Source organism: Subdoligranulum sp. DSM 23681, assembly GCF_057005535.1.
On the sequence record NZ_CM168050.1, the window covers coordinates 1584239 to 1605386 of the forward strand.

Genomic DNA, 21148 nt, shown 5'->3' on the forward strand with positions numbered 1-21148 from the left:
GGCCCCGACGCAAGAAAATACAACCCCGCCGCCCGGCGGCCGGGGCAAAGGCAAAAAGGAGTCAGACTATGAAAAAAGCCCTCATCACCGGTGTCACCGGACAGGACGGCAGCTATCTGGCCGAGTTCCTCATTGAAAAAGGCTACGATGTACACGGCATGATCCGCCGTTCCAGTGTGGACTACCGGGAGCGCATCGCCCACCTGGAAGGCCATCCCCAGTTCCATCTGCATTACGGCGACCTGGGGGATTCCATCAGCCTGGTGAAGATCATCGCCGAGGTGCGCCCGGACGAGATCTACAACCTGGCGGCCCAGAGCCATGTGCAGGTCAGCTTTGACGTGCCGGAATACACCGCCGACGTGGTGGCCACCGGCGTGCTGCGGGTGCTGGAAGCGGTGCGGGTCTGCGGTCTGGAAAAGACCTGCCGCATCTACCAGGCATCCACCAGTGAGCTGTACGGCAAGGTGGAGGAAGTTCCCCAGAACGAAAAGACTCCCTTCCATCCTTACAGCCCCTACGCTGTGGCCAAGCAGTACGGTTTCTGGATCGTGAAGGAATACCGGGAAGCTTACCACATGTACTGCTGCTCCGGCATCCTGTTCAACCATGAATCCGAGCGCCGGGGCGAGACCTTCGTCACCCGCAAGATCACCTTGGCGGCGGCCCGCATCGCCCAGGGCAAGCAGGACAAGCTGTATCTGGGCAACCTGTCCAGCCTGCGGGACTGGGGCTATGCCAAGGACTATGTGGAGTGCATGTGGCTGATCCTGCAGCAGGACAAGCCGGATGACTTCGTCATCGCCACCGGCGAGCAGCACAGCGTGCGGGAGTTCTGCACTCTGGCTTTCCGGGAAGTGGGCATTGAACTGGAGTTCCAGGGCGAAGGTATGGAGGAAAAGGGCATCGACAAGGCCACCGGCAAGGTGCTCATCGAGGTCAGCCCGGACTTCTACCGTCCCACCGACGTGGTCAATCTGTGGGGGGATCCCACCAAGGCCAAGACCGAGCTGGGCTGGAACCCCACCAAGACCAGCTTCGAGGAACTGGTCCGCCTGATGGTCCGCAGCGACATGCGCAAGGTGGCCGTGGAACGGGCCGAAGAGAATGTGGACCTGTATAAGATCGAAGCCCTGGAGAAGGGCGTGCGGAAGTAATTTCCGATTTGGCTGTGGGGCTGCCGGGGGAACGGCAGGTTGCCGTTTAGTCCTTCCTTTTCGTGCCCGAAAAGGAAGCGAAAAGGGCCCGCCGTTCCGATGCGGCGGCCGCCGGCTGGGGCTGCGGCCCCAGACCCCGAGATGCGGCCACCTTACGACGGCCTATTCACCGGCCTGGGGGCCGGTGAACAAGGAATGGATTTAAAAACCATTTCCCGCAAGCTGCTGCTAATGGCAGGCTATGGGTTGCCAGCTGCTTTCCCGTACGGATTTTAAAAAATTTTCCTTGCTCAGGTCCCCCAGGACCTGAGTAGGCCGTCGTCAGGTGGCCGCACTCCCCGGGTCCAGGGCCGCAGCCCTGGTCGGCGTCCACCGCCTCGAAACGGTGGCGGTTTTTCCGTCGCTTTTTGGCGGCAAAAAGCGACAACTTCCCGGCAAGCAGCCGCTTGCCGATAAAGCCACAGCACTACGGTGGCGGTTTTTCGGTTCCTTTTTGACGCCAAAAAGGAACAACTCTCCCGCAAGCGCCCGCTTGCCCAAGAACCAGCAACCTTTTCTCTCATAAAGGAAATACCCAGAAAGGAAGTCTTACCTCATGATGGACAAAAATGCCAAGATTTATGTGGCGGGCCACCGCGGCATGGTGGGCAGCGCCATCCTCCGTGAACTGCAGCGTCAGGGCTACACCAACATCATCACCCGCACCCACAAGGAACTGGACCTGACCCGGCAGGACGCCGTGGAAGCCTTCTTTGCCGAGGAAAAGCCGGAATACGTCTTTCTGGCGGCGGCAAAAGTGGGCGGCATCGTGGCCAACGAGGAAGCCCTGGCCGATTTCATGTACGACAACATGACCCTGGAGATGAACGTCATCCACTCTGCCTGGAAGAACGGCTGCAAGAAGCTGGAATTCCTGGGCTCCAGCTGCATCTATCCCCGCATGGCGCCCCAGCCCATGAAGGAGGACTGCCTGCTCACCTCCGCCCTGGAAAAGACCAACGAGGCCTACGCCCTGGCCAAGATTTCGGGCCTGAAATACTGCGAGTACCTGAACCGTCAGTACGGCACCGACTACATCAGCGTCATGCCCACCAACCTGTACGGCCCCAACGATAACTACCATCCCACCCACAGCCATGTGGTGCCCGCCCTCATCCGCCGCTTCCACGAAGCCAAGGAGCAGAACCTGCCCTATGTCACCTGCTGGGGCGACGGCAGCCCCCTGCGGGAATTCCTGTATGTGGACGACCTGGCCAACCTGTGCGTCTTTTTGATGAACAACTACTCCGGCAACGAGACGGTGAACGCCGGTACCGGCAAGGAACTGACCATCAAGGAACTCACCGAGCTGGTGGCCAAGGTGGTGGGCTATACCGGCGAGATCCGCTGGGATCCCTCCAAGCCCAACGGCACCCCCCGCAAGCTGCTGGACGTGAGCAAGGCAACCAAGCTGGGCTGGACCTACAAGACCGAGCTGGAGGACGGCCTGCGGCTGGCCTATGAGGACTTCCTCCACAATCCCATGCGCGCCGAGCGCTGATAAAACTGTTCCCACGGGAGAAAGGCGGACACCCCTTATGAATCTGATCCTTCTTTCCGGCGGCAGCGGCCAGCGGCTCTGGCCCCTGTCCAACAACATCCGGTCCAAACAGTTCGTACCCCTGCTGAAGAACGGCAAGGGCGAGTACGAGAGCATGGTCCAGCGGGTCTACCGCCAGATCAAGCAGGCCGACCCCCGGGCCAACATCGTGGTGGCCACCGGCAAGCGGCAGGTCAGCACCATCAAGAACCAGCTGGGGGGCAAGGTCAGCGTCTGTGTGGAACCCTGCCGGCGGGATACCTTCCCGGCCATCGTGCTGGCCTGCACCTACCTCACCGACGTCATGGGCGTGCACCCCGACGAGCCGGTGGTGGTCTGCCCCGTGGACCCCTATGTGGACGACACCTATTTTGCGGCGGTGAAGCAGATGGCCCGTCTGGCCGGACCGGAAAACCCCCACGCCGCCAACCTGACCCTCATGGGCATCGAGCCCACCTATCCCAGCGCCAAATTCGGCTACATCATCCCCAAAAGCACCGACCCGGTGAGCCGGGTGTCCAGCTTCAAGGAAAAGCCGGACGAAGCCACCGCCGCCGCCTACATTGCAAAAGGCGCCCTGTGGAACGGCGGGGTCTTTGCCTTCCGGCTGCGGTATCTTCTGGCCATCGCCCACAAACAGCTGGATTTCCGGGGCTTTGCGGATCTGCAGGCCAACTACGGGATGCAGAAGCGGATCAGCTTTGACTACGCCGTGGCCGAAAACGAGCCGGACATCGCGGTCATGCGCTACGCCGGCCAGTGGAAGGACGTGGGCACCTGGAACACCTTCTGCGAGGTCATGGCCGACCCGGCCATCGGCAAGGTGCAGATGGACGAAACCTGCGAAAACCTCAACGTCATCAACCAGCTGAACATCCCCATCATCTGCATGGGCTGCAAGGATATGGTGGTGGCGGCGTCCAGCGACGGCATCCTGGTCAGCGACAAGGGCCGGTCCAGCCACATCAAACCCTTTGTGGAACAGGTGGAAGGGGAGGCCCGCTTTGCGGAAAAGAGCTGGGGTTCCTTCACCATTCTGGACGTGCAGCCCCAGGCCACCACCATCCGCATCGTGCTGAACCCCGGGCATCAGCTGACCTACCACAGCCATGAACACCGGGACGAGGTCTGGACCATCGTGGACGGCATGGGCCGCACCGTCATTGACGGGGACCAGCGCCCGGTGCGCCCCGGGGACGTGGTGACCATGCCCGCCGGCGTGCGCCATACCCTCATGGCCGACACCCGCCTGGAAGCCATCGAGGTGCAGATCGGCGCCGAGATCGACGTGGCGGACAAGCAGAAATACGAACTGTAAAGAAACAGAAAATAATACAAAATAAAAAAATCGCCGTCGGCGGACATGCGCCGGCGACGCTCCGAGAACGCAAAAGGACAGCCCCCCGCAAGGGGCTGTCCTTTTGCTTTGGCAGATAGGGGGGAAACAATCTTCCCCGACACCCCGGCCCGAAGGCCGGGGGCGGGGCAGACAGAAGGAAACTTATTCGTTCACCAGCACCCGCATCTCGTAGGGCTGCAGCCACAGGTCCCGCACATCGGCCGCGGCGCCGGTGCGCCGGTCGCGGTAGGTGCCGTCCAGGGCGTCCAGCCACAGGTGCTGGGGTTCGGCGGTGAAGTTGAACACCCCCGCCAGGGTGCGGCCGGAATCCAGCCGGCGCACAAGGCCCAGCACCCCGTTGTTGTGGGTGTCCCAGGTGGTGAACCAGGCATCCGGGCCGAAGCAGGGGTCGCTGCGCAGTTCCCGCAGCGCTTCCAGCCCCTGCCACAGTTCGTTCTGCAGGGTGCCCGGTTCGCTGCGCTTGGCGGCGTTGTCCCAGTTGAATCTGGTGCGGTGCAGGTTGCGGCTGTCCTCCGCCAGGTCGGGGTCATTCTTGTAGCCCCAGCCGTTGAGCTGGCCGATCTCGTCCCCGCTGTTCAGCATGGGGAAGCCCTTGAAGAAGGCCATGGCCCCGTGCATCAGCAGGTCCCGGCGCAGCGCGGTCTGCAGGGCGGCTTCGCTGCCCTGTTCCAGGGCCTGCTCCACCCCGCACAGGCTGGCGGTGGTGCCGCAGCTGCGGGCGTCCCGGGTGGCGGGGTCGTAGTTGTACACCTCGCCCTTGGCCCAGCTGCCCTCAAACCGGCCTTCATAGAAGTGGTAGAGGAACTCCTTGTGCAGCTGGGGGTCGATGCCCAGGTACCGCTCCACATCCTCGTCCAGGCCCCAGCCGATGTCGTCGTGGCAGCGCAGGTAGTTCACGAACCAGCACTGGGGGCCCAGGGCGTTCAGGGCGTCCAGCTGGGCTTTCAGCAGCCGCACATCCCGGGAGGCCAGGGCGCTCCACAGGTTGACCATGGTGGACACGCTGTACAGCATGTGACATTCCGGCTTGTCCGGGGTGCCGAAGTAGGCGGCCAGCTCGCGGGGGGCCATGACCACCTCCCCCTTCAGGATGACGGCGGGGCAGACGGTCTCCAGCACCATGCGGATGATCCGCACGATGGTGTGCACCTGGGGCAGGTTGCGGCAGTTGGTGCCCAGCTGCTTCCAGATGTAGGGCACCGCGTCGATGCGCAGCACCTCCACGCCCAGGTTGGCCAGGTTCAGCATGCTGCGGGTCATCTCCACCAGGACGGCGGGGTTGCGGTAGTTCAGGTCCCACTGGTAGGGGTGGAAGGTGGTCAGCACCCACTTGTGCATCTCCTCGCACCAGGTAAAGTTGCCCGGGGCGGTGTTGGGGAACACCTGGGGCACCGTCCGCTCGTACTGGTCGGGGATGGTGCGGTCGTCAAAACAGTGGTAGAAGTTCTGGTAACAGGGGTCCCCGGCCTTGGCACGGCGGGCCCATTCGTGGCTGGAAGCGGTGTGGTTCATCACAAAGTCCAGGCACAGGCTGATGCCCGCTGCCCGCAGCTTCTTGGTCAGGGCGGCCAGGTCGGCGTTGGTGCCCAGGGCGGGGTCCACCTGGTTGAAGTCCTCCACCGCATAGCCCCCGTCGTTGTGGGGATGGGGCATTTTCAGAAGAGGCATCAGGTGCAGGTAGGTCAGCTTCTGCTCCTTCAGATAGGGCAGCTTGCGGGCCAGCTTTTTCAGGTCCCCGGCAAACAGGTCGGTGTACATGGTCATGCCGAACATGTTCCCCCGGCGGTACCAGCCCGGGTCCGCCTCCCGGGCGGCGTCCAGCTTTTTCAGTTCGGGGCTGCGGGCGGCCCAGGCTTCGGCCATGGCCAGCTCCAGGGTGTTCAGGGCGTCCCGGTCATCGTACAGCTCCATGAACAGCCATTCCAGCTCGTCATGGCAGCGGGCCATACGGGCATCAAACACCCCGGTGTCCCGGCGGCGGAAAAGGGTCTCCTTGGTTGCCATTGCAAAAACAGCTCCTTTTATTCAGCGGCGTTCATCTCGGCCAGGGTGGGCATGGCGGGAATGGCCCCGTGGCGGCTGGTGGTCAGGGAGGCCGCCTTGTTGGCGTAGGCCAGCATCTCTTCCAGCTGGGGGCGGGTCAGGCCGTCCAGCGCCCCTTCCCGGCGGCACAGGCGGGCCAGAAAGGCCCCGAAGAAGGTATCTCCCGCGCCGTTGGTGTCCCCCACCGTGCAGGGCACCCCCGGCACCGTGCCGGTCATCTCCCCGAAGCGGTAGTACACCCCGTCGGCGCCCAGGGTCACCAGCACCAGCCGGATGCCCCGGTCCGCCAGGGCGGCGGTGCCGGATGCCAGGTCGGCGGTGTCGGCCATCAGGGGCAGTTCCTCGTCGGAAATTTTCAGGATATCCACCATGCCCAGGGGCTTGCGCATCCGGCGCACGGCGGTGGCCTCATCCGGCCACAGGTTGGCCCGGTAGTTGGGGTCGTAGGTCACCAGGGCCCCCAGACTGCGGGCGGTCTCGGCGGCGCAGAGGGTGGTGGTGCGGGCGGGTTCCCGGGTCAGGCTCACGCTGCCGAAATGCAGGATGCGGGCTTCCCGCAGCAGTTCCGGGGGGATCTCATCCTTCAGCAGCATGGAGTCCGCCCCCGGGTCCCGGTAGAAGGTGAAATCCCGTTCCCCCTTCTCGTCCACCGACACCACCGCCAGGGTGGTGTGCTGTTCCTCGTCCACGGCCAGGGCCCGGGCATCCACCCCGTTTTCCTCCAGCACGCTGCGCAGATACCGCCCGAAGGCGTCCTGCCCCACCTTGCTGATCAGGGCGGTGGAAGCCCCCAGCCGGGCCGCGGCCACCGCCAGGTTGGCGGGAGCACCCCCGGGATTTGCCGCAAACCGGGGGATGCCGGCCTCGTTCACGCCGGTCTGGGTCAGGTCAATGAGCACTTCTCCGATGGCAACGATGTCCATACTGATTCCTCCGTTTTCTGTGGGGTCAGGGCAGGCGGGTCAGATGCAGCTGCAGGCTGGGAGCGTCCCCGATCATGTGGGGCAGGATGTACCCCGCATACATGAGCATGCTGCCGCTGCACACCGCCCCCACCTGGCTGTCGGGGTTGTCCCCGGACTCGGGGGTTTCGGTGGTGCCGTACACCCGCAGCTCGTCCACCTTGTACAGGGCGTCCTCCTCCAGGCCTTTCAGGCACAGGTGCAGGGGACGGGCGTTGGCTTCGGGGTGGGTCAGCACCAGGCTGACCAGGCTTTCGCCCTCGGTCACCGTCTGCCAGGCCACATAGCGGGGCTGGCGGTCGGGGTCGCTCAGGCGGTAGTAATCGCCGTTCTGGATCACGTCGTAATAGCGCTGGAAGGCCTTGATCTGCTGGCGCACCTGGTCGCATTCCTCGTCGGTCAGGCGGCCCAGGTCCAGCTCATACCCGAAGGTGCCGGACATGGCCACCACCGCCCGGGTCCACAGGGGCACGGTGCGGCCGGTCTGGTGGTTGGGGCAGGCGGAAACATGGGCGCCCATGGCCGACACCGGATACCCGAAGGAGGTGCCGTGCTGGATGGTCAGCCGCTCGATGGCGTCGGTGTTGTCGCTGCACCAGATCTGGGGGAAGTAGCACAGCATGCCGGCGTCGAACCGGCCGCCGCCGCCGGCGCAGCCCTCAAACAGCACATGGGGGAAGGCGGTGGTCAGCCGGTCCAGCAGGCGGTAGACCCCCAGCATGTACCGGTGGGCCACTTCGCCCTGGCGTTCGGGGGGCAGGGCGCGGCTGTATACGTCGGACATGTTCCGGTTCATGTCCCATTTGATGTATTCGATGTGGTTCTCGGCCAGCAGGGCGCTGAGGCGTTCCACCAGGTAGTCCACCACCTCGGGGCGGCTCAGGTCCAGCACCAGCTGGTTGCGGCCCATGGCCGGACTGCGCCCGGGCAGGGTCAGGGCCCAGTCGGGGTGGGCCCGGTACAGGTCGGAATCCTCGCTGACCATCTCCGGCTCCACCCACAGGCCGAATTTCATGCCCAAGGCGTTCACCCGCTCAATGAGGGGGCGCAGGCCGCCGGGAAGTTTCTCCTCGTTCACATACCAGTCGCCCAGACCGGTGTTGTCGTCGTTGCGCTTGCCGAACCAGCCGTCGTCCAGCACCATCATCTCCACCCCCAGGGAGGCGGCCTTTTCCGCAATGCGGCAGATGGTGTCGGTGTTGAAGTCGAAGTAAGTGGCCTCCCAGTTGTTGATGAGCACCGGGCGGCGGGTATAGCGGAAGGGGCTGCGGCAGATGTTGCGCCGCAGGAACTTGTGGTAATGGCGGGACAGATCCCCCAGGCCGCCGGCGGAGCAGCAGAGGAGCACTTCGGGGGCGGTGAAGCTCTCCCCGGGTTCCAGCTGCCAGCTGAACCGCTCGTCGTGCAGGCCGCTGACCACCCGGGTCAGGCCGTTCTGGTCCACCTCCATGTCGGTGCGGTGGCTGCCGGAGTAGACCAGCATCACCCCGTAGCACAGGCCGTGGTCCTCGGTGGCGTCATGGTCGCACAGGATCACGAAGGGGTTGTGGTGGTGGCTGGACGCGCCCCGGGTGGAGGAGACGGTGGTGATGGCGGCGGGCAGGGGCGCCCGTTCCATCTTGCGCTCCATGGCGTGGCGGCCGTGGAAATGCACCAGGTCCCAGTTGCCGAAGGGCAGGTCCAGGCAGGCCGAAGCCGCCTTTTCCAGCCGCAGGGGGGCGGTGCCGGCGTTTTTCAGCCGCACTGCCCGGGTGATCACGTCCTGTTCGGCAAACACGCCGTACAGCAGTTCCAGGCACAGGCCGGTCACCGGGTCCTTCATCCGGATGCACAGGGTCTCGGCCTCGGCGCCCTCGTCGTGGGCGCAGGGCAGGCCGTCCAGGGTGTATTTGCCGGGAGTGATCTCGTGGGATTCATACAGGAAGTCCGCCCCGGCGGCGCCGTCGGGGTCCCGGACCACCAGGCAGGACAGGCGGAAGTCCCCCACGTTGCAGCCGGTGTATTCCTGGGGCAGCACGTCGGGCGAGACGCCGCGCCGCAGCCGGCAGGGGTAATAGTCCGGCGAAAAGCCGTGGTCGGCCGGGGGATACAGCTCCCGCAGGTCGCCGCGGCCGATCTTGCGGCCGTAGTACATATGCAGCAGGCGGCCCCGCTCATCCACCCGCATCTGGTAGGTGGTGTGGATGGTCTGCAGGGTGAAAGTTTGCGTTCTGGCGTCGAATTGAATGCCCATAACTCGGGTTCCTCCTGAAGAAAGAATATATAGCCAGGTGCGCCGCGCCGCCCGGGGCGGGCGTGCACCGAGTTTTCCCAAGAAAGGCGGCAGGCGGGCGGTTTGCCGCAGCCCGCCTGCCGCCGGAGGTGTCCCCCGCGGGGACGTTCAAGGGCAGGGACGGCAGCTTATTTGCCGCCGGTCATGGCGATGCCCTGGATGAACTGTTTCTGGAAAATGAGGTACAGAATGACCATGGGGATCATGGCCAGCAGGCTGCCGGCCATCAGCACGGGGAAGTTGGTGGTGTACTGACCGTTCAGGGTGGACAGGCCGGCGGACAGGGTCATCTTGTTCAGGTCGGTGTTGCAGATCAGCGGCCACATCAGGTCGGAGTACGCGAACACGGCGGTGAAGATGGCCAGGGCGGCGCAGCTGGAACCGGTCAGGGGGAACATGACCTTGGTGAAGGTCTGCCACTTGTTGCAGCCGTCCAGGTAGGCGGCTTCGGCGATCTCATTGGGGATGCCCAGGTAGGTCTGCCGCAAAAAGAAGGTGCCGAAAGCGGACACCAGGCCGGGGAAGACCAGGGCGAAGATGGTGTTGGTCAGGCCCATGTGTGCCAGCATCAGGTACTGGGGGGTGATGAAGATCTGGCTGGGCAGCATCATCTGCACCAGCACGATGCCGAAGAGCAGGTTCTTGCAGGGGAACTGCAGCTTGGCGAAGGCATAGCCGGCCATGGAGCTGAACAGCACCGCGCAGAGTACCCGGAAGACGATGAGCAGACCGGTGTTGACGTACAGGTTGACGAAGGGGAGGCTGGCCAGGGCGGTGGAGAAGTTGGAGATCTGCCAGGTGGCAGGGAAGATCTGGGGCGGGATGGCCATGGACTCGGCCTGGGTCTTGAAGCTGGTCAGGATCATCCACACGAAGGGGAAGATCATGAGCACGCTGCCCAGGATCAGCACGATGTACGTCAGCGTGGTGGAAAGTCTTTTGCTGCTTTTCATACTGGTATTCATACTTTACACCTCGTAATTGACCCACTTTTTCTGGCCCACGAACTGGATGATGGTGACGACACCGATCAGCAGCACGGTCCAGACGACGATTGCGGACGCATAGCCCTTGTCACCGGCCACGAAGCTTTCGCGGTAGAACAGGGACATCAGGCTCTGGGCGTCATTCAGCGCGGGGTTCGCTTCATCGACCATCATGTAGATCAGGTCGAAGACTTTCAGCGAGGACATCAGGCGCATGATCATGACGACGAAGAGGGTGGGCGAGACCATGGGCAGGGTGATGGAGAAGAACTGCTTGACCTTGGACGCACCGTCCAGGTCGGCGGCCTCGTACAAAGTGGCGGACACGTTCTGCAGACCGGCCAGCAGCAGCACGGCGTCGTAGCCGATGTTGCTCCAGATCTGGACGATGGCGCAGGTGAAAAGTACGATGCTGGGGTTGGTCAGCCAGCCGATATTGGCTCCCAGTACGGAGTTAATGATACCATACTGAGAGTTAAAAATCCACTTCCAGACCATGGCCACGGCGGCGGGGGCCACCACCATGGGCAGGAAGAAGATGGCCCGGAAGGTGGTGCGGCCGCGGATCTTGCTGTTCAGCAGCACGGCCACCAGCAAGGCCAGGAAGATGCCCACCGGCACGGTCAGGATGCAGAACAGGATGGTGTTCCAGGTGGCTTTCCAGAATTCGATGTTCTGGAACATCTCCACATAGTTGTCGATGCCCTCGAACTCAAACATGCCGAAGGGCTTGGACTTGGAAAAGCTCATGCGGATGGTATCAATAAAGGGCCAGATGTTCAGTACCAGCAGACCGATGATGGTGGGGGCCACCATCAGCAGGCCCCACACCGCACCGTCGCGGGCCAGTTTGGATGTCTTCTGCATGACGATGCCTCCTTATTCGTAATACTCGGCGCTGGCTTCGTTCACCGCGTCCTGCATGGCCTGCAGGCCGCTGTCCAGGTCCAGCTCACCAGTATAGATCTTCAGCAGGGTGTCGCTGACTTCGCTCTTCCACTCGGGGCGGGCGGCGTTGTTGACGCTCTGGATGCAGTAGTCGAACATGTCGATGAAGGGCTGCACGTTGATGGGGTATTCGTCGAACACGCCCACCCAGGTCTCTTCCAGGCCCTCATAGGCCGGGATGGCGGCGCCGCTTTCGCCCTGGATGCGCTGGCCTTCCTCACTGCCGAAGAACTTCAGCACGTCCTTGACGATGTCCAGGTGCTTGTTCTTGGCGCTGGTGGCGTAGCTCAGACCGTTGGAGATGGTGGCCCGACCGTCGCCGCTCAACGGGTCGGGGCAGGCGGGCAGGACCGCCACGTCCCACTTGCCCACCATGTCGGGGTAGTTCTGCAGCTCGCTCAGGATGTTCCAGTCGCCTTCCAGGAACATGGCGCCCTTCTCGGAGAAGAAGGCGGTGCCGGGGGCGGTCTCCGCAAAGTAGGTCTGGTCGGGGCACCAGTCATAGCTCTGCAGGCCGATGTAGAATTCCATGCCCTTCTTGGTGGCCGGGTCCAGGAAATTGCCCCGGGTCTTGTCCTCGGTCAGGATGCTGCCGCCGGCCTGGTACACAAAGTTCCAGTAGCCCAGTTGGTCATCGCCGTAGGCCATGTAGCCGTACTTGCCGGTGGCGTCGTAGATCTTCTGGGAAGCGTCCACCAGGTCGTCCCAGGTCCAGGTCTCGTCGGGGTAGGCCACGCCTGCCTCATCAAACATTTCCTTGTTGTACACAAGGCCCACGGTGTCCTTGTCCTTGGGCACCGCATACAGATTGCCGTCCGACCCGCTGGCGTTGGCCAGGGAAATGTCGGAAAAATGCTCCGTCTCCACAATGTCGGAGCAGTCCGCCAGCTTGCCGTTGTCGGCGTACTTCAGGATCTCGTTGGTGTGCATCCAGAAGATGTCCGGCATCTGGTTGCTCATGGCTGCCGCTTCCAGCTTGGTCCAGTACTCGTCCCAGCTGGTCACCTGCACCTCAATATGTACGTTGGGGTGCTCGGCGGTGTAGGCATCACACATGGCCTGCATGCCGTCCCGCTGGGCCACGTCCCAGATCTGGAACGTCAGGTTGACGCTGCCGTCCGAACCGCCCGAACCGCAGGCCGTCAGCCCGGTTCCCAACCCGGCTGTGACGCACGCCGCCATCAATCCGGCAAGCAACTTCCGTTTGATGTTCATAAGATGTTTTCCTCCTGTCTGATCGTTTGCAGTGGTTTTCTGCCAGCCCGGCCGGTGCGGCAGCGGCAGGGTCTTCTATGACCTTGCCAATGTGCTGAAATTTCTGGAAACTTTTTGTGCAATGTGCACTATGCACAAATTATTTCCCGATTTGATGGCTTTATTATACATTCTGACAAAGAAAGGGTGAATATCCTGCTGCCAGTTTTTATATCTCAATTTAGCGGTTTTCTGCAATTTTCGTTGAAGTCATGACGCATCAGGGTATATAATAAGAAAAAAACAAGAAAAATTACGGGGGTGGCCGGCAATGCAGCAGAATAACGATATCCAGACAGAAAACAAGCTGAAGTTTCATGTTTTCCAGGACGAGCGTTTTGTGGACCTGAACCTGTACCAGTACGGGTGGGAGCGCACCGAGCCGCTGCACTCCTACGGCCCCCATGCCCGCAACCACTATCTGTTCCATTATGTCATAGCGGGGCGGGGGGTGCTGTATGACGAGGACCAGGCCTACAAGATCGAAGGGGGGCACGGGTTCCTCATCGTGCCGGGGGTGCCCACCACCTATGTCTCCGACCGGGAGGACCCGTGGGAGTACACCTGGATCGAGTTCGACGGCCTGCGTGCCCGGGAAAGCCTGAGTCTGGCGGGGCTGAGCCGCCGCCAGCCGGTGTACACCCCCCTGAACCGGGAGGCCGGCCGCCTGCTGCAGGAGCAGATGCTCTACATCGTCAACCATCCCCAGGCCAGCCCCATCCACATCATCGGGCAGGGGTTCCTCTTCCTGGACCGGCTGGTGCAGTCCTCCTCCGCCCACCGGGAGCAGAGCCAGCGCCGGCTGCGGGACTTTTACATGAAGGAAGCCCTTTCCTTTATTGAACAGAACTACCAGCGGGACATCTCCATCGAGGAAATCGCCGCCTTCTGCGGGCTGAACCGCAGCTATTTCGGCAAGGTCTTCCGGGACACCATGGGGGAAAGCCCCCAGGCCTTCCTGCTCCACTACCGCATGGCCCGGGCGGCCCAGCTGCTGAAGGAGAGCACCCTGCCCATCAGCGCCATCAGCGCCATGGTCAGCTACGCCAACCAGCTGCATTTTTCCCGGGCCTTCAAGTCGGTGTACGGCATGGCCCCCCGGGATTACCGGACCGCCCACTTTGTCCAGCCCCAGGAAACCCCCTGACCCGCACCGGAACAAAACAGCCCCCGGGCCGCCGAAAGGCGGCCCGGGGGCTGTTTTGTCTGCAAAAGGTTCAGTCGGCGTCCCGGAAGCGCTCCACCCGCATCTTCAGGTGGTACTTCTTGCGCAGCTGGACGATGGCGTCCATCATATCGGACTTGTGGTGGGCGTCAATGGCCCCCTGGTCCCGCCAGCGGTCGATGAGCAGGACCGTCTCCGGGTCCTGGGCGGGGTAGTAGTAGGCGTAGCCCAGGTTGCCCTCCTCGGCGCGGATGCGGTCCACCAGACCGCTTTCGGTCATCTCCCGGGCAAAGTCCCGGGCGCTGCCGCTGGTCCCGGTGTAAAAGATGTGAATGGTGATGCTGCTGTTCATGCCGCGTTCCTCCGTTTCTTTTTGATGCTTCCAGTATACACCATTCCGGCGGGGATGTCTTCTTTTTTCAAATTGTGCAAAGCCCCTGCAGCGCCCGCACGGAGGTGTCGGCGGTGACATGCAGGGTCACGTCCAGCCGGGAACAGAGGCCGGCCAGCGGTTCCCCGAAATAACAGAAACTCCGGGTGACCTGCCCGCCCAGGCAGAGGCACTGGGGGCGGAATGCCCGCAAAAAGGGGTCCAGGGCGTCCCGCAGCCGGATGCCGAAGGCCGCAAAGCAGGCCAGGGCCTCCCGGTCACCCTGGGCACACAGGGCCGCCAGCTGGGCGCCCTCCAGGGGCTGCCCCAGCCGCTGGGCGCACAGGGCCATCAGGCCGCGCTTGCTGATATAGTCGTCGATGCAGCTGTCCAGAAAGGGCGCCGAATAAATATAGCCGCCGGGAGGGACCCCGGGCGAGCCCTCGGGGGCAAGGCTGTCCCCCAGACCGAAAGCACTGCCGCATCCGGTGCCGATGCACACCGCCAGGGACCGCCGGCTGCCGGCCGCGCTGCCGTACCGGATCTCGCCCAGGGCAAAGGCGGCCACATCGTTGATGAACCGGATGTCCTGCGGCGCCGGCACCCGGTCCTGCAGCCGGATGAAGAGCGCGCGGCGCAGATCCGTGCCGTACAGGGCATCGTATTTGTCCAGGCCCCGGAGCAGGCAGATTCCGTTTTCATAGTCGAACGGCCCGGGAAAGGCCAGCCGCAGCCCGCCCACCGGACCGGAGGCCCCGGAACGGGCGTCCAGCTCCCGGAATACCCGGGCAAAGTGGTCCAGCAGGGGACCGGCGTCTTCTTTTGCCTGGGCGGGAAAGTGCTGCAGGGGCGCCAGCAGAACGCCCTTGTCCACCGGAGCCCCTTTGAGCTCGGTCCCGCCCACGTCCAGACAAAGCAGGGGAGCCGCCATTTTAACGCCTTCTTTCGTTGTGATTTTACAGCCACAGTATAGCAGGCAAACAAGAATATGTAAATACATATTTGAAAATTTCTCAAATAAATTTCAGATATGTATTGACAAATGCTTCCCCGTCCCCTATGCTGTAGGTACAACAAGGCCAAGGAGGCGGACATTGTCATGATGAGAGCGGAAAAAGAGGAGACCGGGCGGTATGTGCTGTTCCCCCGGGTGAAGGCGGAGTGCCCGGAGGCCCGGGTCAGCCAGGGGGCCCCGGCTATCGGGGCGGCTCTGCGCGGGGCCATGCAGGGGCACAAGGTGCTGTGTGTGGAGTGCTATCCGGGGGTGGACCAGGAGGAGGTCCTGGCCTGCCTGCAGCCGGTGGGGGCACAGCTTGTGGTACACAGCGATGACCTGGCGTTTGAGCCGGAAAAGATGGACGCGGTCCTGGAACAGGACCTCCTGCCGGAGGACCCGGTCTTCGGCATCATGACGGTGCGGCGGCTGAAGGACTTCTTCTATCCGGACAAGATCCGGGAAGCCCGCAGCCGCATCCAGGCCGCCGACGGCCCGGTGGTGGTCTATGGGGTGGGGGCCAGCCTGGTCCACCCGGGGGATGTGCAGGTGGTGGCCGACATCACCCGCTGGGAGATCCAGCTGCGCTATCGCCGGGGGCTTTCCAACTGGCGCACTGCCCGGACCGACCTGCCCAAACTGAAAAAGTACAAGCGGGGCTTTTTTGCCGAATGGCGCTGGGCCGACCGGGAGAAGGACCATCTGCTCAACACCATGGACTTCTACCTGGATATGACCACCCAGGGCAGCCCCGCCATGGTGGACGGGGCCTCCTACCGGGAAGCGCTGCGGCAGACGGCCCGTCGCCCGTTCCGGATGGTGCCCTACTTTGACCCCGGCGTGTGGGGCGGCCACTGGATGAAGGACCATTTTGAACTGCCGGAAAACGGCAGCAACTATGCCTGGAGCTTTGACGGCGTGCCGGAGGAGAACAGCCTGCTGCTGGACTTTGGCGGCGCCCTCATCCAGACCCCGGCCCTGAACCTGGTGCTGCAGCAGCCCCGGGCGCTGCTGGGGGAGCGGGTCCACGCCCGTTTCGGCAAGGAATTCCCCATCCGGTTCGACATGCTGGACACGGTGGGCGGGCAGAACCTGTCTTTGCAGGTCCACCCTCTCACCGAGTACATCCAGAACACCTTCAACATGCGGTATACCCAGGACGAAAGCTACTATATCCTGGACGCCGGCGAGAACGCCTCGGTGTGGCTGGGGGTGAAGGAGGGGACAGACCCCGCGGCCATGGAGCGGGACCTGCGTCTGGCCCAGGCGGGGGGCGCGCCCTTCCCGGCGGAAAAGTACATCAACAACATCCCGGTGAAAAAGCACGACCATGTGCTGATCCCGGCGGGGACCACCCACTGCTCGGGGGCCGATACCATGGTGCTGGAGATCAGCGCCACACCCTACATCTTCACCTTCAAGCTGTGGGACTGGGGGCGCCTGGACCTGGACGGCAAGCCCCGGCCCATCCACATCGACCACGGCATGGCGAACATCCAGTTTGACCGGGACACCGCCTGGGTGCGGGAAAACCTGGTGGGCCAGACAAAGGAAGTCTGCCGGGATGAGAACGGTCTGGTGGAGCGCACCGGCCTGCATGAGCGGGAGTTCATCGACACCTACCGGTATACCACTTCCGGCCGGATGCCGGTGCACCGGAACGGCAGCGTGCAGGTGCTGAATCTGGTGGACAGTGCCCGGGCCCTGATCACCAGCCCCACCGGCGCCTTTGAACCCTTTGCGCTGCATTACGCCGAGACCTGCATCCTGCCCCAGGCGGCGGGGGAGTATGCCATTGAATCCCCCGACGGCGGGCAGATCATGGTGATCGCGGCCAGCGTCCGGCCCTGACCTTGCGCCGGGGCAGCCCCGCTGGTATACTGGAAGGAACAAGGATACCGGAACGGAGGGCAGCCATGGCCAAGTCTTTGCATGAGCAGGCGGCGGAATACATCCGCACCCGCATTGCCTCGGGAGAGTATGCGGTGGGGAGCCAGATCCCCACCGAAAAGGAGCTCTGCGCCTTACTGCAGGTCAGCCGGCCCACCCTCCGGCAGGCGCTGGACGCCCTGACCCGGGAAGGGGTCCTGTCCCGGGTGAAGGGCCGGGGGACCTTTGTGACAAGGCCGAAGGTGGTCCACGAATCCACCAGCTTCATCACCGGCTACCGGGCGGAGAGCGAACGCAACCACCGCACCCTGCGGACCCGGGTGCTGGAGATCGGGGTGGTCCGGGCGTCGGAATCCGTATCCGCGGCCCTGGAACTGCCCCAGGGGGCCAGGGTGACCCGCCTGGTGCGGGTGCGCCATCTGGAAGGGTGCAACGACAACGCCCCGGTGGTGTACACCACCCTCTACGTTCCCTGCAAGTATTTCCCGGACATGGCGGAACTGGATTTTACCGACCTGTCCTTCTACGGCGTGCTGGCGGACCGGGGCCTGGACGTGCGTCGGGCCAGCCGGCGGCTGGAAGTGGTGCCGCCGCCCCCCGAGGTGAGCGCGGGCCTGCGGCTGAGCCCCTTTGAGCCCGCCGTCTACATCACATCGGTGGGCCGGATGGCCAACGACCGCCCCATCGAATATACGGAAAGCTATTATCCGGCCGGCAGCAGCCGCTTCCTGATCGAGGTGAACCGCTGACAGCCGGTGCCCCGGAAAAGCATCGCCCCCGCATGGCAGCAGACCATGCGGGGGCGATGCTTTTTTGCGGATTCTCATTTCTTCCCGGCCAGCAACCCCCGGTAGAGGATCTCCGAGCTCACATAGCTGACCTCCTGGGACATGCCCGGGTGCTCCATGAGGAAGAGGATCTTCACCGCCAGACGGGCCCCCAGGGTCTTGGGGCGCACGTCCACGGTGGTGATGCGGTCGGCAATGTTCAGGTATTCGCTGTTGTTGTCAAAGCCGGTGAGGGCGATGCGGCCTTCCGGGTCGATGCCGTGCTCCTCGAAATACCGCTGGATGAAGTGGGCGATATAGTCGCTGACGCACACAAAGCCGTCGGGCCGGGTCTTCATGTGTTCCAGGAAATAGCTGATCTCCTCATAGTGGGTGCGCAGCCCCAGCGGCCCGGTGAGGCACAGGTCCGGGTCGGGGGTAAGGCCCCGCTCGGCGTGGGCGTCCAGGAAACCCCGGTAGCGCTCGGTGTTGGTCTGGGCGTAGGCCACATCCCCCAGGAACCCCAGCCTGGTGTGGCCCTTGTCCAGCAGGCGGCCGGTGATCTGGCGCACCTGCTCCCGGCCTTCGATCAACAAAAGGTCCCCGTGTAAACGGGAAAAGGGCAAAGCGGGAATGGTATCCAGATACACCTTGGGCAGGGGCAGGTCGGCCAGCATCTGCAGAAGGGGCGGGCAGTAGACGTTGAGCACGATGATGCCCTCCACCGACCCGTCGGTGAGGCTGGCGGGCAGAGCAAAGCCCTCTTTATAAGAGGTAGGCAGGTAAGTATACATCAGGTTAACGCCCTTGGCGGACAGATCCTTGGCGATCTGGTGGATGATCTGCATCCAGAACACCGAGGACTCCGGCCGGCAGACCACCACCGCCACGCTGCGGCCGTGGCGGGTCTGGGGCGCGGGCTCCGCCGGTCGGGCAGGCTGGAAATAGCCCATTTCCTCGGCCTTGGCCTGGATCTGGCGCCGCAGGGCGTCGGACACGCCGGGGCGGTTGTTCAAAGCCTTCCAGACGGAGATGCGGGAGGTGGATAGGGCGTCCGCAATGTCCTGCATGGTGGGTTTGCTCATAATGGTACACTCCGTTTGCATTGTTTAGAATGATTCCATTATACAGTGCCCGTGAAAAAAAGACAATATATATGTTAACAAAAGTTAACTTCAAAAATTGACCATTTTGGCAAAACAAATAAAATAAGGCTGATAAGTTACAAAAAAATGACGCAGCCAACAAAGAGACCGGAATTTTATGCAGTTTGACGGTTGACATCAGGTCGTGAAATAGTTAATATTAAGCTAACAAATGAAAACGTGCGGCCTGCGGAATGTTAACGGTGTTAACGGGGCGTTAACTAACGGCCGCGCCACCGGCAATTTGTTTGTGAGAAAGGAGCGAATCTCATGAAAAAGGAGAAAGCGGCCCCCGCCGCCCAGTCACAGCACAAGCGCAGGCACTGGTCCCGGGACGACACCGAGCTGACCCTGCTGGGCCTGCCCGCCACCATCTGGTTTGCGGTGTTCTGCTATCTGCCCATGTTCGGCCTGATCATCTCGTTCAAGGATTTCAAGCTGGTCCCGGGCAAGGGCTTCCTGGTCAGCCTGTTCCAGAGCGACTGGTGCGGGTTCAAGAACTTCAACTTCTTTTTGTCCAGCAACACCTTCGGCATGCTCTTGCGCAACACGCTGCTGTACAACCTGGTCTTCATCGTGATCAACCTGGTCATTCCGGTGACCCTGGCCATCATCATCAACCAGCTGTACTCCAAGTTCGCCTCCAAGTGCTACCAGACCATGATGTTCTTCCCCTACTTCATGTCCTGGGTCGTGGTCAGCTACTTCGTCTACGCCTTCCTGAACCCGGATAAAGGCCTGGCCAACAACATCATCCAGTTCTTCGGCGGGGATAAGGTCATGTGGTACTCCCAGCCCAGCTACTGGCCCTTCATCCTCACCTTCATGTCCACATGGAAGTCCATGGGCTATAACATGGTCGTCTACCTGGCCAGCATCACCGGCATCGATGCTACGCTCTACGAAGCCGCCATCCTGGACGGCGCCACCAAGTGGCAGCAGGCCAAGTACATCACCATCCCCTCCATCAAGCCCATGATCATCATGATGTTCATCCTGAACATCGGCAAGATCTTCTATTCCGACTTCGGCCTGTTCTACCAGGTCACCCAGGGCGTGCCCAACTCCCTGTACAACGTGGCCAGCACCTTCGATACCTTCATTTACCAGGCTCTGCAGAGTCAGGCCAGCATCGGCCAGACGGCGGCTGCCGGTCTGTTCCAGGCTGTGTGCTGCTGCGCCACCGTGCTGATCGCCAACTTCATCGTCTCCAAGCTCGATGAAGACAGCGCCATCATCTGAGAAAGGAAGGAGGAACAACATGTCTATTTCCGAAAAGCGGGCGTCCCGCAAGGCCGAAAAGGCGCTGGAACGGGAAGAAGCCAAGGCTGCCTTCCGTCTGAACCAGATCAAGCCTGTTACCAACGGTTTGTTCAATGCTCTGTTCGCCGTTCTCTCCTTCATCTGCCTGTTCCCCGTATTCTACGTGGTCATGATTTCGGTCAGCTCGGAGGAATCCATCCGCCTGAACGGCTACGCTCTCATCCCGGAGACCTTCTCCTCCAGCGCGTACATGTTCCTGTGGAATGAACGTGCCACCATCGCCCACGCCCTGTTCATCTCCATCGTGGTCACCGTCATCGGCACCGTGCTGGGCGTTCTGCTCACCACCACCATGGGCTACGTGCTCTCCCGCCGTCAGTACCGCCTGCGCAACTTCTTCAACTGGGTGGTCTTCATCCCCATGATCTTCAACGGCGGCATGGTCGCCAACTATGTGGTCGTGGCCAACATGCTGCACCTGGACGACACCATCTGGTGCTTGATCCTGCCCCTGGCCATGTCCAGCTTCAACGTCATCATCTCCAAGACCTTCTTCCGCACCACCATCCCTGATTCCATCATTGAATCGGCCAAGATCGACGGCGCTTCTCAGCTGACCATCTTCAGCCGCATTGTGGTGCCCATCTCCAAGCCGGTCTTCGCCACCATCGGCCTGTTCCTGACCTTCGGGTACTGGAACGACTGGTTCCAGTCCAGCCTGTACATCACCAAGAACAACCTGGTCAGCCTGCAGGCTCTGCTGAACAACATGATGAAGAACCTGGACTACATCGCCAACAACCCCTCTGCCGGCCTGAGCCTGCAGCAGTACCGCAACTCCATGCCTTCGGAATCCGTCCGCATGGCCATCGCGGTGGTCATCGTCATCCCCATTGCCTGCGCCTATCCCTTCTTCCAGAAATACTTCATTTCCGGTCTGACCATCGGCGCTGTCAAGGGCTGATATCTCTTCATTGTATTCCGACAGGATTC

General features: G+C 62.3%; 17 protein-coding genes. 8 read left to right on the plus strand and 9 right to left on the minus strand.

All coding sequences use genetic code 11. From position 1 onward, the window contains the following. Positions 1-68 precede the first annotated feature (68 nt). The 3 genes from gmd to AC127K_RS07345 all read left to right on the plus strand — a co-directional run bounded on the left by gmd (position 69) and on the right by AC127K_RS07345 (position 4054). Positions 69-1157, plus strand: coding sequence for a GDP-mannose 4,6-dehydratase (gene gmd / locus AC127K_RS07335; RefSeq protein ID WP_294542822.1), 1089 nt, complete (start codon positions 69-71; stop codon positions 1155-1157). A gap of 595 nt (positions 1158-1752) precedes the next feature. After that, entirely contained in the window at positions 1753-2697 is a 945-nt protein-coding gene (locus AC127K_RS07340; RefSeq protein ID WP_294540895.1) for a GDP-L-fucose synthase family protein, read from the plus strand. 37 nt (positions 2698-2734) lie between these two features. After that, entirely contained in the window at positions 2735-4054 is a 1320-nt protein-coding gene (locus tag AC127K_RS07345) for a sugar phosphate nucleotidyltransferase (RefSeq protein WP_294540897.1), read from the plus strand. A 183-nt stretch (positions 4055-4237) separates the two neighbouring features. On the opposite strand, the gene AC127K_RS07350 is transcribed toward AC127K_RS07345, so the two are convergent. From AC127K_RS07350 to AC127K_RS07375, 6 genes are all read right to left on the minus strand, one after another. Further along, a complete protein-coding gene (locus AC127K_RS07350; protein WP_483720048.1) occupies positions 4238-6100 on the minus strand; it encodes an alpha-amylase family protein in 1863 nt (620 codons plus the stop codon). Positions 6101-6117: 17 nt separating this feature from the next. Then, entirely contained in the window at positions 6118-7062 is a 945-nt protein-coding gene (locus AC127K_RS07355; protein WP_294540901.1) for a carbohydrate kinase family protein, read from the minus strand. Between the two features lie 25 nt (positions 7063-7087). Continuing rightward, positions 7088-9334, minus strand: coding sequence for an alpha-galactosidase (locus AC127K_RS07360; RefSeq protein ID WP_483720049.1), 2247 nt, complete (start codon positions 9332-9334; stop codon positions 7088-7090). A gap of 167 nt (positions 9335-9501) precedes the next feature. Then, positions 9502-10338 carry a carbohydrate ABC transporter permease gene (locus AC127K_RS07365; protein ID WP_483720050.1) on the minus strand — a complete coding sequence of 279 codons (837 nt, stop codon included), beginning with the start codon at positions 10336-10338 and terminating at the stop codon, positions 9502-9504. A 3-nt stretch (positions 10339-10341) separates the two neighbouring features. Then, complete coding sequence (locus AC127K_RS07370) at positions 10342-11226, minus strand: carbohydrate ABC transporter permease (protein ID WP_483720051.1); 885 nt, start codon at positions 11224-11226, stop codon at positions 10342-10344. Positions 11227-11238: 12 nt separating this feature from the next. Continuing rightward, complete coding sequence (locus AC127K_RS07375) at positions 11239-12522, minus strand: ABC transporter substrate-binding protein (protein ID WP_483720052.1); 1284 nt, start codon at positions 12520-12522, stop codon at positions 11239-11241. Between the two features lie 310 nt (positions 12523-12832). Between AC127K_RS07375 and AC127K_RS07380 the strand changes: the two genes are divergently transcribed. Further along, the gene (locus tag AC127K_RS07380; RefSeq protein ID WP_483720053.1) at positions 12833-13708 is read left to right on the plus strand and encodes an AraC family transcriptional regulator; all 876 of its coding nucleotides are present in this window, start codon (positions 12833-12835) and stop codon (positions 13706-13708) included. A gap of 70 nt (positions 13709-13778) precedes the next feature. Here the strand turns inward: AC127K_RS07380 and AC127K_RS07385 are convergent, their stop codons facing one another. Beyond that, entirely contained in the window at positions 13779-14078 is a 300-nt protein-coding gene (locus AC127K_RS07385) for a putative quinol monooxygenase (protein ID WP_483720054.1), read from the minus strand. A gap of 67 nt (positions 14079-14145) precedes the next feature. Next, positions 14146-15027, minus strand: coding sequence for an ROK family protein (locus AC127K_RS07390; protein ID WP_483720055.1), 882 nt, complete (start codon positions 15025-15027; stop codon positions 14146-14148). A 168-nt stretch (positions 15028-15195) separates the two neighbouring features. Here AC127K_RS07390 and AC127K_RS07395 point away from each other — a divergent pair, with 168 nt between their 5' ends. Continuing rightward, positions 15196-16941: a class I mannose-6-phosphate isomerase gene (locus AC127K_RS07395; protein WP_483720056.1), complete on the plus strand. Its 1746-nt coding sequence runs from the start codon at positions 15196-15198 to the stop codon at positions 16939-16941. A gap of 65 nt (positions 16942-17006) precedes the next feature. Beyond that, entirely contained in the window at positions 17007-17729 is a 723-nt protein-coding gene (locus AC127K_RS07400; RefSeq protein ID WP_483720057.1) for a GntR family transcriptional regulator, read from the plus strand. A gap of 74 nt (positions 17730-17803) precedes the next feature. On the opposite strand, the gene AC127K_RS07405 is transcribed toward AC127K_RS07400, so the two are convergent. Next, positions 17804-18832, minus strand: coding sequence for a LacI family DNA-binding transcriptional regulator (locus tag AC127K_RS07405; protein WP_483720058.1), 1029 nt, complete (start codon positions 18830-18832; stop codon positions 17804-17806). A gap of 330 nt (positions 18833-19162) precedes the next feature. On the opposite strand from AC127K_RS07405, the gene AC127K_RS07410 reads away from it, so the two are divergent. Together AC127K_RS07410 and AC127K_RS07415 are read left to right on the plus strand one after the other, a co-directional pair. Beyond that, a complete protein-coding gene (locus tag AC127K_RS07410) occupies positions 19163-20134 on the plus strand; it encodes an ABC transporter permease (protein WP_483720059.1) in 972 nt (323 codons plus the stop codon). Between the two features lie 19 nt (positions 20135-20153). After that, the gene (locus AC127K_RS07415) at positions 20154-21119 is read left to right on the plus strand and encodes a carbohydrate ABC transporter permease (RefSeq protein ID WP_483720060.1); all 966 of its coding nucleotides are present in this window, start codon (positions 20154-20156) and stop codon (positions 21117-21119) included. Positions 21120-21148 lie beyond the last annotated feature (29 nt).

What these genes read in the sequence shown, in the direction of transcription:
- gmd (WP_294542822.1), top strand. Translation starts at nt 69, where the DNA reads ATGAAAAAAGCCCTCATCACCGGTGTCACCGGACAGGACGGCAGCTAT.
- AC127K_RS07340 (WP_294540895.1), top strand. Translation starts at nt 1,753, where the DNA reads ATGATGGACAAAAATGCCAAGATTTATGTGGCGGGCCACCGCGGCATG.
- AC127K_RS07345 (WP_294540897.1), top strand. Translation starts at nt 2,735, where the DNA reads ATGAATCTGATCCTTCTTTCCGGCGGCAGCGGCCAGCGGCTCTGGCCC.
- AC127K_RS07350 (WP_483720048.1), bottom strand. Translation starts at nt 6,100, where the DNA reads ATGGCAACCAAGGAGACCCTTTTCCGCCGCCGGGACACCGGGGTGTTT.
- AC127K_RS07355 (WP_294540901.1), bottom strand. Translation starts at nt 7,062, where the DNA reads ATGGACATCGTTGCCATCGGAGAAGTGCTCATTGACCTGACCCAGACC.
- AC127K_RS07360 (WP_483720049.1), bottom strand. Translation starts at nt 9,334, where the DNA reads ATGGGCATTCAATTCGACGCCAGAACGCAAACTTTCACCCTGCAGACC.
- AC127K_RS07365 (WP_483720050.1), bottom strand. Translation starts at nt 10,338, where the DNA reads ATGAATACCAGTATGAAAAGCAGCAAAAGACTTTCCACCACGCTGACG.
- AC127K_RS07370 (WP_483720051.1), bottom strand. Translation starts at nt 11,226, where the DNA reads ATGCAGAAGACATCCAAACTGGCCCGCGACGGTGCGGTGTGGGGCCTG.
- AC127K_RS07375 (WP_483720052.1), bottom strand. Translation starts at nt 12,522, where the DNA reads ATGAACATCAAACGGAAGTTGCTTGCCGGATTGATGGCGGCGTGCGTC.
- AC127K_RS07380 (WP_483720053.1), top strand. Translation starts at nt 12,833, where the DNA reads ATGCAGCAGAATAACGATATCCAGACAGAAAACAAGCTGAAGTTTCAT.
- AC127K_RS07385 (WP_483720054.1), bottom strand. Translation starts at nt 14,078, where the DNA reads ATGAACAGCAGCATCACCATTCACATCTTTTACACCGGGACCAGCGGC.
- AC127K_RS07390 (WP_483720055.1), bottom strand. Translation starts at nt 15,027, where the DNA reads ATGGCGGCTCCCCTGCTTTGTCTGGACGTGGGCGGGACCGAGCTCAAA.
- AC127K_RS07395 (WP_483720056.1), top strand. Translation starts at nt 15,196, where the DNA reads ATGATGAGAGCGGAAAAAGAGGAGACCGGGCGGTATGTGCTGTTCCCC.
- AC127K_RS07400 (WP_483720057.1), top strand. Translation starts at nt 17,007, where the DNA reads ATGGCCAAGTCTTTGCATGAGCAGGCGGCGGAATACATCCGCACCCGC.
- AC127K_RS07405 (WP_483720058.1), bottom strand. Translation starts at nt 18,832, where the DNA reads ATGAGCAAACCCACCATGCAGGACATTGCGGACGCCCTATCCACCTCC.
- AC127K_RS07410 (WP_483720059.1), top strand. Translation starts at nt 19,163, where the DNA reads ATGAAAAAGGAGAAAGCGGCCCCCGCCGCCCAGTCACAGCACAAGCGC.
- AC127K_RS07415 (WP_483720060.1), top strand. Translation starts at nt 20,154, where the DNA reads ATGTCTATTTCCGAAAAGCGGGCGTCCCGCAAGGCCGAAAAGGCGCTG.